Here is a 13,279-nt window from a genome sequence, read left to right on the forward strand (position 1 = left end):
CACCTTATGCGAAATTCGGGTAATCGAGCATATGAGATAATATACCTATATTCACGGCTGCTTCAACACAAGGTACAGCCCTAGGTACAATACAAGGATCGTGTCTGCCTTTGACATTCAAGACGTCATTGTGCATATTGCCATAATCAATAGTATCCTGAGGCTGTGAAATAGACGGCGTAGGTTTAATAGCTACTCTTAAAGTAATAGGCATACCTGATGAAATACCGCCAAGAATTCCTCCATGATTGTTTGTTTTTGTCTTAACATGACCTCTTTCATCAATATAGAAATCATCATTATTTTGACTTCCCACCATTTTTGCAGTTAAAAAACCTGCACCGAATTCCAGACCTTTTACAGCTGGAATGCCGAATATTAGCTGTGCCAAGGTATTTTCCAAACCATCAAATATAGGCGAACCAATTCCTGCTGGAACGTTAACACACGCACATTCAATGATGCCTCCCAACGATTCACAGCCTTTACGGGCTTTTTGAATATCGTCAAACATTTTTTCACCCTGCGCATCGTCGATTACCGGAAACTTTTTATATCTGATGTCAAGAATATCGTCTTTGCTGACATTTGTTCTATCAAATTCTTTATCTTTAATATTGTGAATTTCGGCAATATGAGCTCCGGTATAAATACCTCTTCTTTCAAGTATCTGAGCGCAGACTGCGCCTGCAAATACTAAAGGAGCTGTAAGTCTGCCTGAAAAGTGTCCGCCGCCTCTTATATCATTAAAACCTTTATATCTTACAGCGCCGGTATAATCGGCATGACCCGGTCTTGCAAGCTTGGAAATATTTGAATAGTCCTGTGATCTTGTATCAGTATTTTGTATAAAAGCACATAGTGGTGTACCGGTAGTTTTGTCGTTATACATTCCGGACATTATCTGCGGCAAATCCTTTTCACTGCGCATTGTAGTTGTACCGTCTTTTTTAGGCGCACGTCTAGCCATGAAACGTCCCAATTCTTCAACGTTTATATATTCTCCTGGAGGAAGATTATCCATTACTACTCCAATTGCCGGACCGTGCGACTCCCCGAAAATTGAAATTGAAATACGGTTATTCCAAAGTGATGACATCAATTATTCCTCCTAATTTTTGATAATCTTTAAAAAAGTCCGGATAAGATTTTTCTACGGCGTCAGCATTTTTTATAATAACGGGTTCAGAACATACGGTTGCAGCAATAGCTGCCGACATAGCAATTCTATGGTCGCCGAAGCTGTCGACCACGCCGCCTTTAAGTACTGAATGTAATATTGATAAACCGTCATTTTCTGCTGTAATATTGCCTCCGAGAGCATTAAGTGCAGCTGAAGTAGATTCAAGCCGGTCGCTTTCTTTGATTTTAAGTCTTTCAGCGCCGTAAATTAAAGATTTCCCTTGACAAAAAGTACCTAATACGCCTAGAATTGGCACTAAATCAGGTATATCAGCTGCATTTATTGAAAAACCGTTTGGCTCATTGTTTTTATTATAACATAAATTCCTTGTAATTTCAACAATTTTCTTATCGCCCTGAAGACTATTTTCCATAAGGTTATTTATGCGTATATCATTCCCCAATATATTTGCTACATAAAAAAATGCCGCTTGTGAATAATCTCCTTCAACAACAATGTTTTTAGGTTTATATTTCTGATTGCCTTTTATAAAATAACCTTTTTCAGTTTCAGTAATTTCAATACCGAAAGTATTAAGACATTTTATTGTCATATCAGCATAAGGCTTTGATTCAAGAGCAGATGTCATTATTATTTCGGAATCGCCATTCAGTAAAGGAAGTGCAAAAAGCATGCCGGTAATAAATTGTGAAGAAATATTACCCTCGAGTTTAAATTCACCGCATTTAAGCTTACCGGACATATTAAACGGCATTGTATTATTATATTCAAATTTTATTCCATGTTTTGTAAGCTCACGTAAATACGGAGTGATAGGTCTTTCAGGAAGCCGTCCTTGACCAGTATATGTAGAATTAATACCCAATGCAGCAGTTATCGGAATTAAAAACCTTAAGGTAGAACCGCTTTCACAGCAGTCTATTTCTGCTATATCCGATACATTATTTATACCGAGAACAGTTGCACTGTCCTCATTTATTTTAATATCCGCTCCAATAGCTGTTAGTGCATTAATGGTTGCATAAATATCCTTTGAAAAAGTAATATTTGAAATTTTGGACTGACCATTAGCCAGTGCGGCGCAAATTAACATTCTATGGGTCATGCTTTTAGATGACGGAATATTTACAGTTCCTATTAATTTAGAAGGAGTTATTTTAATATCCATTGGATTCTCCCTTATATTTTATTTAAGATAAATTTTTCAAATTCGCTGATGCTGACTTTTTTTATTTCAGCATGACCTATATTTTTACATAAAATGTAATTTATATCATAGCTTTCACACTTTTTGTCATTAGAACATAATTTAATCAGTTCATTAATCGGTGCATCACAGCAAGAAGGCAGCTTATATGCTGTAACGCAAGAAATAAGCTTGTCTGTAATATATTTTTCGCATCCTCTTTCTGTTATCATGCACATACCGATAGAGACAGCGCTTCCGTGCGTATAGGTCTGATAATTATAATAGCTTTCGATAGCGTGACCGAGAGTGTGACCAAAATTCAGGATCATTCTTTCTCCGGTATCAAATTCATCGTTTTCAACAACATTACGTTTAATAGATATACATTTGTACACTATTTCATCTATTATTTCGTTCACATTATCCAATGTATGCGTTGCGATTAAATCAAAAAGCTCAGCGTCACGAATCATACCGTATTTTATAGCTTCCGCCATACCGTCAGATATAATTTCATCTGAAAGAGTAGATAGAACGTCAGAATCGCATATCACGCATTTAGGCTGTTTAAATGCTCCAACGAGATTTTTTCCACAGGGGAGATCAATAGCTGTTTTACCTCCGACAGAAGAATCTATTTGTGCCAAAAGGGTAGTAGGGATCTGAATGTAGTCAAGTCCTCTTAGAAAAGTTGCTGCGGCATATCCCGCAATATCTCCGACAACGCCGCCGCCTAAAGCAATAATGCAATCTGAACGGGTAATATTATTTTCGCAAAGAAATGTATATATTTCATTAAGCGTTTCACTTGATTTAGAGGCTTCTCCTGCGGGAAAAACAAATTTTGAAAGAGCAAATCCGTTTTCTTTCAATGAAAGTTCAATAGTTTTATAATATAGCTTATCGACAATATTATCTGTAATAACTGCTATTTTACGTGTAGAAACTGTATCTGCAATTATCTTTCCGCAATTTTTTATCAGACCTCTTTCAATAAAAATATCATATGAAGCACGTGTATTAATTTTAATTTTTTTCAAATTAATCATTCCTTTTAGTATTATTGTGTTATTATAAACGGCGGATTATGTACATATCTTCAACTGAACATCTGGTATACCGCAGTTTAAGCAAATCTTCCGATTCAAAAATTGATGAAAAAATTTCTGCTCCGTCTTCAAAGCTTATTTCTTCATGCATAAGAAAAGATTCAACTGTATCAAGTAATTTATATGTAACCTTCTGACCATAAATATTTGTATATTCATCATATAAAGTTACAGCATAATTTTCTGCTTTTTTAAAAACATTATCAAAGGAATTAGCATGAAAAAGACGTATGCTTTCTTCGTACAAAATACGGCTTTCATTTTCTATCAGAAACTGAAATATCATTTTTATACCATATCGTTTCATAATTTAACATATATAAAAGATTTACATAAAGTCAAATGAAAAAGATTCTTTTTCAAACCATTTTCCTTTTTCTGCTTGTTCCGGAGTAAACCATCTTTCTCCATTTATATAGAGATCATCATCCTTCCATTCAATTTTCACTTCTGTAAGAGGTCTTTTAACGCACAATTTTCTGTCATATCCCTTTACTTTATATGTGACTGATTTTCTTATAATGTCCATATCGTTAGGTTCAAGCATAACAGTAGTACTGCCGTTTGAACTGTCAGTTGTGTTTATTACTTCATATCTGTATTTGCCGGACGGCGATATACCTTCTTCTATAGTTTTTTTCACAGCTGGTGAAGCAAGATAGGAAGTAAATATAAAATACGCAAGAGAAGCCAGTATATAAATCAAAAGAAACATTGTTCCCAGAAGTGTTTTAGTACCTTCATTGGCTCCGCTGGCAAAAAATATTACAACAGCACATACTGCAAGAGGTATAATCATTTCCCATGATCCCAGACACATAAGTACAATAGGAAGAAGTGCAGGTATCATTATAAAGCTTGCAAGCTTAGTCGCAAATTGTTTTCTTGAATAAATCATCAGAATCATAGCAACAATAGAAATTGAAGACAGATAAGTACAGAACATAATTGGTTTTTCTATTATAACCTCATAAAAAACTGAACGAAAAGAAAGTACGCATAAATAAAAAGCGTATAATAAACCTAAAACGGAAGCAATCCGCTTGGTCCAGATATTTGAAAGTATACCAGACTTCATTTTTGTCTCCTTATAATTAAATATATTTATAATATTTATTAAAATCCAGATGTATACATTATATCATTATTTTTTAATACTGGCAAGTGTAAAAACGGAAAATATTATTGCAAATTTTAAAAAAAGTGTTATAATTAAATTTAGTATATATAAAATTTCATTAAACACCATAAAATAACAAAAACAATTGAGGTAGTAAAATGTCTAAAAGAAAGAAAGTTTTTAAAATTATTATTTTATTATGCCTGATTATATTGTGTCTTGCTCTGACATGGTTTGTAATTATTCCATTTATTAAATATCTGTCAACTGACGAGGGAAGAATTTATATTCAGCAGAAAGTTGAAAGCTTTGGCATTTTTGCCCCTCTTTTGTTTATACTGCTGGAAATAACGCAAATAATACTTGCTCTTATTCCGGGCGGACCTGTAGAGATGATAGGAGGAGTTTTGTTCGGAGCTATAGGAGGTCTTGTTTTATGTGAAATAGGAATTTTTCTTGCGACAGTTATTATATATAATTTAGTTAAAAAATTTGGACGGCCTCTTGTCAATGCTTTTGTTTCAGAAGAAAAATTCAAAAAGTTTAAATTTCTGCATGATGAAAAGAAACTTGAGCTTATTGTTTTTATAATTCTTATGATTCCGGGAACGCCTAAAGATGTAATAACTTATATGACATCCCTGACTGATATTAAACCCTTCAGATTCTATTTACTGGCAACTATTGCTAGAATACCGGCAGTTACTTCACTAACATTAATGGGTTCAACACTTAGCAAGGGAAAACCGGTCATGACTGTAATAATATTTTTAATTACCGGTGCTATAGGGATTACCGGAATATTTTTTAATAATTATATAACGGCTAAAAGAAATAATAAAATTAATTATTTAAAACAAGAAAGAAAATAAAAAAACAGCTCACTTAAACAGTGAGCTTAAAATTTCTTCTCATACCACAAAAAACATAAATCAGGAGCAGTTTTACAAACTCCTGATTTATAAACGGTCAGCAATTAGTTTGCTCTTTCAACCTTACCTGAACGAAGGCATCTTGAACATGCGTAGATATGACAAGGGGTACCCTTAACAATAGCTTTAACACGCTTAACGTTTGGTTTCCATGTTCTATTTGTTCTTCTATGTGAGTGAGAAACCTTAATGCCGAATGTTACACCTTTACCGCAGATTTCACATTTTGCCATTGACTGCACCTCCCTTAACTTTACTTAACAAAAAGTCAACGTATATATTTTATCAGAAAAAACCAAAAAAATCAAGTGTTTTTTCAAAAAATATAAAAAAAATTTTTAGAAAGAATTTATAGTTAATTTTTACTTGAAATTTTTTTAATAATATTGTATAATAAAGATTAATTGTTTTTTATATAAAGAAAGGGTGGAAACATTATGAATCTGAATACAAGTACTTTGCTTGAGATATTTACAAAAGTAATAATTATATTTCTTATTCTGCCGGTTCATGAGTATGCTCATGCATGGGCAGCTCACAAAATGGGGGACGATACCGCTGCGTATTCCGGACGACTTACAATGAATCCGTTGGCACATATTGATATTTTGGGCGCTTTATGTCTGCTGTTTACCGGATTTGGCTGGGCAAAGCCGGTTCCGATAAATCCTCTGAAATTTAAAAAACAGCGTTTAGGAGTAGCTGTAACTGCCGCTGCCGGACCGGCGTCAAACCTTTTGGTGGCGTTGATTGCATTTATTGGTTATCGGTTTATAACTGCGTCTGAATTTTTCAGAGACGGTATTTCCATTCTTTATTCTCAGTACAGTAATATAGATGATGTTCTTAATACACCTCTTAATGCATCAAGTCTTGAATTGAGTGCAAATGGAATGAATTACATGTTTTTTATTCTTTATATTCTGGAATGCTTCATATTGATAAATATAGGACTTGCTGTTTTTAACCTTTTACCTATTCCTCCTTTGGACGGTTCAAAAATATTAAGCTATTTTACAAGCTATAAGGTAGAAAGATGGATCGAAAAAAATTATATGATTATTAATGTTGTATTTTTGATTTTAGTAGTATCTGGTATACTTTCGGGTCCTCTTGGCTGGGTAAGAAATATTATTATTAAATTTTTATGGTTAATAACCGGATTTATTCCTAAGCTTATGGGAGCATAGCATGGATAATATATCATTTAAACTTGATGTATTTGAAGGACCTCTAGATTTGCTTCTGCACCTTATTTCTAAGCATAAGCTCAATATAAACGATATTGAAATATCAAAGCTGTTGGAGCAGTACCTTTTATATATTGAACAGGCTAAGGAACAGGATCTGGAGCTTGCCGGCGAGTTTCTTGAAATGGCGGCAAGACTGATTTACATTAAAACAGTCTCACTTCTTCCCAAATCGGAGGAGGCAGAAGAAATAAAAAAAGAACTTCAAGGGACGCTGATTGAATATTCATTATGTAAAAAGGCTGCGGCAAAGCTTCGGGAGAAATATGCAGGAAACGATATTTTTGTTAGAGAACCTATTAAAATAAAGCTTGACAGCGTGTACAAGCTCAGTCATCCGCCGCAAAAGCTTGCCGAAGCATATATGAACATGAATATTAAAAAAACTGATTTCAAACAGGCTAATGAAAAGAAAATAAATGACGTTGTTCAGCAAAAGGTTGTGTCGGTTATATCAAAAGTCGTTTATGTGCTGAAAAATTTATATGCGAACGGTAAAGTGTATATTGACAGACTGTTTGACGGTATGACCGGACGTTCGGAAAGAGTTGCTACTTTTCTTGCTATTTTAGAATTGACTAAATCAGGCAGGATAATGATAAGTGATGATAATACTATGGTATACTTTAAAAAGAAGGTTGATAATCTTGCAGTTTAATGAAAAGCTCGGAGCAGTTGAAGCTATTTTATTTGCATCCGGAGAACCTGTTGACGAATCCCGTATTTCTGAAGCGGCAGGAATTGATAAAAGCATTGTCAGCAGTATGATTAAAACCCTTAACAATCGGTATAGTGACAATCAGAGTGCGATTAATATAATACATATCGGAAACAGTTATCAGATGTGTACCAAAAAAGAGTATGCCGAATATATAAAAGCGGCTTTGGAGTATAAAAAACAAACTCCTCTTTCAAATGCAGCAATGGAAGCATTGACGGTTATTGCATATAATCAGCCGGTGACAAAAAGCTTTGTGGAAAATGTAAGAGGTATTGACAGTTCGTCTGTTATCAATTCCCTTGTAGATAAGGGACTCCTTGAAGAAGACGGCAGACTTGAAGTTCCGGGACGTCCGGTAGCATATAAAACCACTGACGTTTTTCTGAGAAGCTTCGGTCTTTCTTCGCTTGAGGATCTGCCTCCGCTTGTAAGAGAAGATAAAGATTCTCAGACAAGTTTATTTGATGAAAAAAATGACAATAATCAATATGATGAATAGATAATATGACAGAAAGGGAAGAGAATATATGGTGTGGATTGTTCTTGCTGTAATATTGCTGATAATACTTACATTGATATTTTCTCCTGTAAAAATATTTGTTAATTATCAAAACGGAAAAACAAGTATTATTATAAAATATCTGTTTATTAAAAAAAATGTCAATCAGATAAGGAAACGAAAAAAAAATTTAAAGAAATCTAAGAGTGAGGAGCATAACAGGGACGAAAACAGACAAAAAAAATCTAAATTTAGAAATATTATTCCGGAAGATAATAAAGAAAAAACAGAATTCGTCCTTAATATTTTAAAATCTACCGGAAAAACCTTTAAACATATAACAAAACATATTTGTGTTAAAAATATTGATTTGGATTTTATTATATCGGATCTGGACGCATATGACTGTGCTTTGAAATTCGGTAAAACAAACATTGCCGTGTACAATATTATAGCTTATTTGAATTGCTTTATAAAGCTGAAAAAGAAAAGTATTGATATAAAATGTATATATAATCAGCCTGAATGCAGCTATAACTTGAGTTTTATGATAAAAATTTCACCAGCTGCAGGTATTTCAGCAATGATTGTATTTATTTTTACATTTTTGGTAAATAATAAAAGTATAAAGAATCAAAATAAATATGAGCCGCAGTTATAAGGCGGCAGAATGGAGAGTGTCATGGGCGAGAATCATACAATCGGAAATATTATGGGAATTACTATGGATAAGCTTAAGGAAATGGTAGACGTAAATACGATTATAGGAGATCCTATTCAGCTCCAGGACGGAACTGCCATTATTCCTATATCAAAGGTTTCTTTTGGATTTGCTTCGGGAGGTTCTGATCTTCCAAGTAAAAATGTAAAAGACCTTTTTGGCGGAGGCTCAGGCGCAGGAGTATCCATTCAGCCTCTGGCTTTTATGGTGGTTTACAAAGGAGAGGCTAAGCTTATGCAGATGTCGGTAAATGCGTCTACTCCAAATGCATTGGTAAATTTAATTCCTGATGTAGTTGATAAAATATCTGATTTAATTGGAAAAGATAAAAAAAATTCAGAAAATTAAATTCTTGAGTTGAACAGATGTCCTATTTTTTTTCTTTCCTTCATAAAATAATAAAAAAGCTTATGGAGGTTTTTATGAAAAAAATTTTTTCTGTTATTTTAACGGTAGTTTTGATTCTGGTATATCCTTATACGGTTTCTGCTGAAAGCAAAGTGCCGGAGGTTTCTGCAAAAGCCTGCGTATTGATTGAAGAAAAAACCGGTAAAATTTTATTTGAAAAAAATTCGTCGGAAAAGCTTCCGATGGCAAGTACTACTAAAATTATGACAACTCTCTTGTGCCTTGAAAGCGGAGGTCTTGACGATCAGTTTGTTGTAGACGGCGAAGCAATTAAGGTTGAAGGATCGTCAATGGGGCTGACTGAGGGAGACGTCGTAACCAAGCGTGCCTTGTGTTATGGGATGATGCTGCCTTCTGGAAACGACGCCGCTAATGCTACGGCAGTAAAACTAGGCGGAAACATTGAAAATTTTGCGGATATGATGAACGAGCGTGCTGAGAAAATAGGAATGACCAGAACATGCTTCGTAACTCCTTCTGGTCTTGAGGGAGAGGGACACGGTTCATCGGCTTATGACATGGCTTTGCTGGCAAGAGAAGCTCTTCGCAATCCTGATTTTGCTGAAATATGTTCGCAGAAAAAGGCTAAAGTAGAATTTGGAAATCCTCCGTATGAAAGATGGCTGACGAATTCAAATAAACTTCTTGACATGTATCAGGGAGTGAAGGGCGTAAAAACCGGATTTACTGATGAGGCAGGCAGATGTCTTGTTTCTGCCTGTGAGCGTGAAGGAATCTCGCTTATATGCGTGACTTTAAATGACAAAAACGATTGGCAGGATCATATAAATATGTATGATTACGGATATTCTGTACTTCAGCCGCTTGAGCTGTCCACTGACGAAATATTTGCAGTACCTGTTGCAGGAGGAACTGAAAATACGATTCCAGTCAGAGCTGAAGAACAGATTTTAATAGGTGACGACGGAAAAACTGCGAATAGAATATCTTCAAGTATAATACTTCCGCCTTTTGTTTACTCCGGTATAAAGACGGGTGATAAAATAGGCGAAATAAAATATTATTATGACGGAAGATATATTGATAGCATATCATTAAATGCTATGAAAAATACTGAATATAAAGAAACTGAAAAAAAGACTGATAAAAATTTTTTTGAAAAAATTAAAAAATTTTTATTTAATAATTAAAGGAGTAATAAGTTGGAAAAGACAAGAATACAAAAAATTATTTCTGACTGCGGTTATTGTTCTCGCCGAAAGGCAGAGGAACTGATGTCGGCGGGCAGAGTAAAATTAAACGGTCATCCGGTTAAACCCGGAGACAAAGCGTCATTACGTGATATCATTACTATTGACGGTGAAAGAATTTACAGGCCTAAAAAGAAAAATAATATATATATTATGCTAAACAAGCCGAGAGGCTATGTAACGACTATGAGTGATGAGATGGGTAGAAAATGCGTAACTGAATTGCTGGACGATGTAAATGAAAGAGTTTATCCTGTAGGCAGACTGGATAAAAATTCGGAAGGACTTCTTTTATTTACAAATGACGGTAATTTTGCAAATAATATTATGCATCCGGCGAAACAAATAAGTAAAACATATCGGGTAACGGTTCGCCCGAATATAACGGACGAACAGCTTGTAGCGCTGTCCGACGGTATTGAACTTGACGGTAGAAAAACCTTGCCTGCAAATGTTGTTGTTAAAGATAAAGAACAGGGCAGAGTAGTGCTATTAATAACTATAAAAGAAGGAAGAAACCGTCAGATAAGAAGAATGTGCGAGGCAGTGGGACTGGAAGTAGCAAGGCTCAGAAGAATAAGTATAGGACCTTTGAAGCTTGGTATGCTTAAACCCGGTACGTACAGGGAACTGACGGCAGATGAACTAAGAGCTATCAGAAATGCAATAGGTAAGGATGTAAAATAATGCTTGAAATACATGAAAAGAAAAATACAGACGGTTATGAAAATATAATTCAAAATATTGATTGCCAATATCTGCATATTGTTGAATCAATAAACGGGGACAGTGTAAATGGATATGGAATATATTCTGTTGATGAAAACGGAGTTACGATTTATGATTTTGACAGTTCAGATATGAATGTTACTGACGGAATTATTCGCACTATACTTTTTAAAGCAATGCTCAGCGGTATAAATGAATGCATATTTGAAATAAAAGATGAAAATAAAATACATAATTTAACAAAACTCGGATTTGTAATGGAACATGAACAATGTATTAATGATATTTCAAATTTTATGATTAATTGTAAAAAATGTAAAGAATTGCAATAAATACTTGCTTTAATTCAAAAAATATAGTATAATATTAAGGTATATTGATTTGGCATTGAAAAAAATATTCTTATTTACACAATTGTGCGCAAATGCCGGAATATTTGTATAGATGCCCGTCTAAATGATAAGCGGAAAAAATCCGTACAGGAAGGAACGATAATATGCAGATTGATAAGAATACGAACAGTCAGGCAAGAGAAAGACTTTCTTTGCTTTTTGACGATGGTATTTACAGCGAAATTAATTCAATGGTAAAAGAAAAGGATGCTCTTACCGGCGTTATTTCAGCTTACGGCTATGTAAACGGAAATGCTGTTTATGCATTTTCACAGGATAAGTCATTAAACAGCGGCGCTGTAGGCGCTGCACAGGCTGACAAAATCGCAAAGCTTTATGAACTTGCGGCAAAAACAGGTACTCCTATTGTTGGGATTCATGATTCAAACGGTGCTTTTATGGACGGTACGGCTGCGTCTCTTGCTGCTTACGGAAAAATGCTTGGTGCGTCTTCCGTAATTTCAGGAGTTGTTCCGCAGATTTCTGTTATTGCCGGAACATGTGCAGGTACTGCCGCTATGCTTGCGTGTTCATCTGACTTTGTAATTATGACAAAGGAAAGCGAATTTTTTATGGCTCCTAACAGCAGCTCAGGCTCTGCTGAAGCGGCAGCTAAATCCGGTATAGCATCAGCCGTATGCGATGATGATAAAGCTGCTATTGAAAAAGCAAGAGACCTTGTTAATATTTTGCCTGTTAATAATCTTGCGCCTGTTCCAATGTTTGAATTTGCCGAAAATTCGCCGGTATCAGGAACAGATTTAAAATCCATTATAAATTCTGCTGCGGATGCAGACAGTGAAATTGAGATCAGTGCAGAATTTGGTAATGCTTCTTACACAGGTTTTGTAACCATAGGCGGAGCAACAGCAGGTATTGCCGCAGCCGGAAAAGAAGGAAGTAAGCTTAATTCAGACGATTGTGCAAAGCTTGCACGCTTTATGAGAACTTGCGATGCATTTTCAATACCGGTTGTAACATTTGTAAATTCAGAAGGTTTTGAAGATGCGGATGCAGTATCGTCAATAAAAGCTATGACTACTCTTGCAAACAGCTATTCAGAAGCTACGACTGTTAAAATTGCCGTTGTTACGGGCAAAGCGGTAGGTCCTGTTTTTGCGGCAGTTGCAGGTAACAGCTCAAATTCAGATTTTACATATGCTTATCCAGACGCTGTTATTGCGCCTGTTTCATCTGCGGCGGCAGTAGAATTTATGTGGCATGATAAGCTTAAGGGTACAGACAATCTTGAAAGTGCAAGAAATGAACTTATTTCTGAATATGAAAAAACTCTCGCATCAGCTGAAACAGCTGCGGAAAATAATTTTATTGATGATATTATTGATCCTTCACAGACAAGAAATGTCCTTGTTTCAGCATTGGATATCCTTTCAGGCAAGCGTGTACAGAAGCTTCCTAAAAAGCACAATAATATTCAATTTTGATTAATATAAGAATAGGTGGTTAAAATTATGAAAAGATTTAATATTACAGTAAATGGCAAAGCATATGATGTTGCAGTTGAAGAATTGGACAGTTCAGCAGCTCCGGTTGCTTCTGCACCGGTTTCAGCTCCTGTTCAGGCAGCAGCTCCGGCGGCTTCTGCTCCTGTTGCAGGATCCGGCGAAAAGGTTAATGCGCCAATGCCTGGTACGGTTCTTGACGTAAAAGTAAACGTCGGCGATACTGTATCAAAGGGACAAGTTATTATGATTCTCGAAGCTATGAAAATGGAAAATGATATTGTTGCTTCATGTGACGGCAAAATTACTAGCGTTCTTGCTAAGAAAGGTGATACCGTTAATTCTGGAGACGCTCTTGCAACAATAGGCTAATTTAAAATCATAAATTTTG

At 35.1% G+C, this 13,279-nt stretch carries 17 protein-coding genes; 11 read left to right on the forward strand and 6 right to left on the reverse strand.

The annotated features are described in order from the left end of the window. Positions 1 to 4: 4 nt before the first annotated feature. From aroC to OCV67_RS00965, 5 genes are read right to left on the reverse strand one after another with little or no spacing between them, the layout of a single operon-like run. Positions 5 to 1,099: a chorismate synthase gene (gene aroC, locus OCV67_RS00945; RefSeq protein ID WP_147641977.1), complete on the reverse strand. Its 1,095-nt coding sequence runs from the start codon at positions 1,097 to 1,099 to the stop codon at positions 5 to 7. Beyond that, complete coding sequence (aroA, locus tag OCV67_RS00950; protein WP_147641978.1) at positions 1,080 to 2,312, reverse strand: 3-phosphoshikimate 1-carboxyvinyltransferase; 1,233 nt, start codon at positions 2,310 to 2,312, stop codon at positions 1,080 to 1,082. Before aroA ends, aroC begins: the two co-directional genes overlap by 20 nt. Before the next feature lie 11 nt (positions 2,313 to 2,323). Next, the gene (aroB, locus tag OCV67_RS00955) at positions 2,324 to 3,373 is read right to left on the reverse strand and encodes a 3-dehydroquinate synthase (protein ID WP_147641979.1); all 1,050 of its coding nucleotides are present in this window, start codon (positions 3,371 to 3,373) and stop codon (positions 2,324 to 2,326) included. Between the two features lie 31 nt (positions 3,374 to 3,404). Beyond that, on the reverse strand, positions 3,405 to 3,728 hold the full coding sequence (locus OCV67_RS00960) for a DUF4288 domain-containing protein (protein ID WP_178084947.1): 324 nt from the start codon (positions 3,726 to 3,728) through the stop codon (positions 3,405 to 3,407). 42 nt (positions 3,729 to 3,770) lie between these two features. Next, positions 3,771 to 4,520, reverse strand: a complete 750-nt coding sequence (locus OCV67_RS00965; RefSeq protein WP_147641981.1) for a hypothetical protein — start codon at positions 4,518 to 4,520, stop codon at positions 3,771 to 3,773. Positions 4,521 to 4,720: 200 nt separating this feature from the next. On the opposite strand from OCV67_RS00965, the gene OCV67_RS00970 reads away from it, so the two are divergent. Further along, positions 4,721 to 5,434: a TVP38/TMEM64 family protein gene (locus OCV67_RS00970; RefSeq protein ID WP_147641982.1), complete on the forward strand. Its 714-nt coding sequence runs from the start codon at positions 4,721 to 4,723 to the stop codon at positions 5,432 to 5,434. 104 nt (positions 5,435 to 5,538) lie between these two features. On the opposite strand, the gene rpmB is transcribed toward OCV67_RS00970, so the two are convergent. After that, positions 5,539 to 5,727 carry a 50S ribosomal protein L28 gene (gene rpmB, locus OCV67_RS00975; protein ID WP_147641983.1) on the reverse strand — a complete coding sequence of 63 codons (189 nt, stop codon included), beginning with the start codon at positions 5,725 to 5,727 and terminating at the stop codon, positions 5,539 to 5,541. A gap of 204 nt (positions 5,728 to 5,931) precedes the next feature. Here rpmB and OCV67_RS00980 point away from each other — a divergent pair, with 204 nt between their 5' ends. The 10 genes from OCV67_RS00980 (at position 5,932) to OCV67_RS01025 (ending at position 13,260) form a co-directional block, all read left to right on the forward strand. Continuing rightward, positions 5,932 to 6,684, forward strand: a complete 753-nt coding sequence (locus tag OCV67_RS00980; protein ID WP_147641984.1) for a site-2 protease family protein — start codon at positions 5,932 to 5,934, stop codon at positions 6,682 to 6,684. 1 nt (position 6,685) lies between these two features. After that, positions 6,686 to 7,402: a segregation and condensation protein A gene (locus tag OCV67_RS00985; RefSeq protein ID WP_147641985.1), complete on the forward strand. Its 717-nt coding sequence runs from the start codon at positions 6,686 to 6,688 to the stop codon at positions 7,400 to 7,402. Then, a complete protein-coding gene (scpB, locus tag OCV67_RS00990) occupies positions 7,392 to 7,964 on the forward strand; it encodes an SMC-Scp complex subunit ScpB (RefSeq protein WP_147641986.1) in 573 nt (190 codons plus the stop codon). The genes OCV67_RS00985 and scpB overlap by 11 nt, the downstream gene beginning before the upstream one ends. Before the next feature lie 28 nt (positions 7,965 to 7,992). Continuing rightward, the gene (locus OCV67_RS00995) at positions 7,993 to 8,625 is read left to right on the forward strand and encodes a hypothetical protein (protein ID WP_147641987.1); all 633 of its coding nucleotides are present in this window, start codon (positions 7,993 to 7,995) and stop codon (positions 8,623 to 8,625) included. 21 nt (positions 8,626 to 8,646) lie between these two features. Continuing rightward, the gene (ytfJ, locus tag OCV67_RS01000) at positions 8,647 to 9,033 is read left to right on the forward strand and encodes a GerW family sporulation protein (protein WP_147641988.1); all 387 of its coding nucleotides are present in this window, start codon (positions 8,647 to 8,649) and stop codon (positions 9,031 to 9,033) included. A gap of 74 nt (positions 9,034 to 9,107) precedes the next feature. Further along, entirely contained in the window at positions 9,108 to 10,244 is a 1,137-nt protein-coding gene (locus tag OCV67_RS01005) for a D-alanyl-D-alanine carboxypeptidase family protein (protein WP_147641989.1), read from the forward strand. Positions 10,245 to 10,256: 12 nt separating this feature from the next. Continuing rightward, positions 10,257 to 10,991 (forward strand): pseudouridine synthase, encoded by a 735-nt coding sequence (locus tag OCV67_RS01010; protein WP_147641990.1) that lies wholly within the window; start codon positions 10,257 to 10,259, stop codon positions 10,989 to 10,991. Continuing rightward, complete coding sequence (locus tag OCV67_RS01015; protein ID WP_147641991.1) at positions 10,991 to 11,365, forward strand: hypothetical protein; 375 nt, start codon at positions 10,991 to 10,993, stop codon at positions 11,363 to 11,365. The genes OCV67_RS01010 and OCV67_RS01015 overlap by 1 nt, the downstream gene beginning before the upstream one ends. A 164-nt stretch (positions 11,366 to 11,529) precedes the next feature. Further along, complete coding sequence (locus OCV67_RS01020) at positions 11,530 to 12,870, forward strand: carboxyl transferase domain-containing protein (RefSeq protein WP_178084948.1); 1,341 nt, start codon at positions 11,530 to 11,532, stop codon at positions 12,868 to 12,870. 27 nt (positions 12,871 to 12,897) lie between these two features. Continuing rightward, a complete protein-coding gene (locus OCV67_RS01025; RefSeq protein WP_147641992.1) occupies positions 12,898 to 13,260 on the forward strand; it encodes a biotin/lipoyl-containing protein in 363 nt (120 codons plus the stop codon). The last annotated feature ends 19 nt before the right edge of the window (positions 13,261 to 13,279 follow it).

The organism is Porcipelethomonas ammoniilytica (assembly GCF_025567485.1).
GTDB classification, from domain to species: Bacteria; Bacillota; Clostridia; order Oscillospirales; family Ruminococcaceae; genus Porcipelethomonas; species Porcipelethomonas ammoniilytica.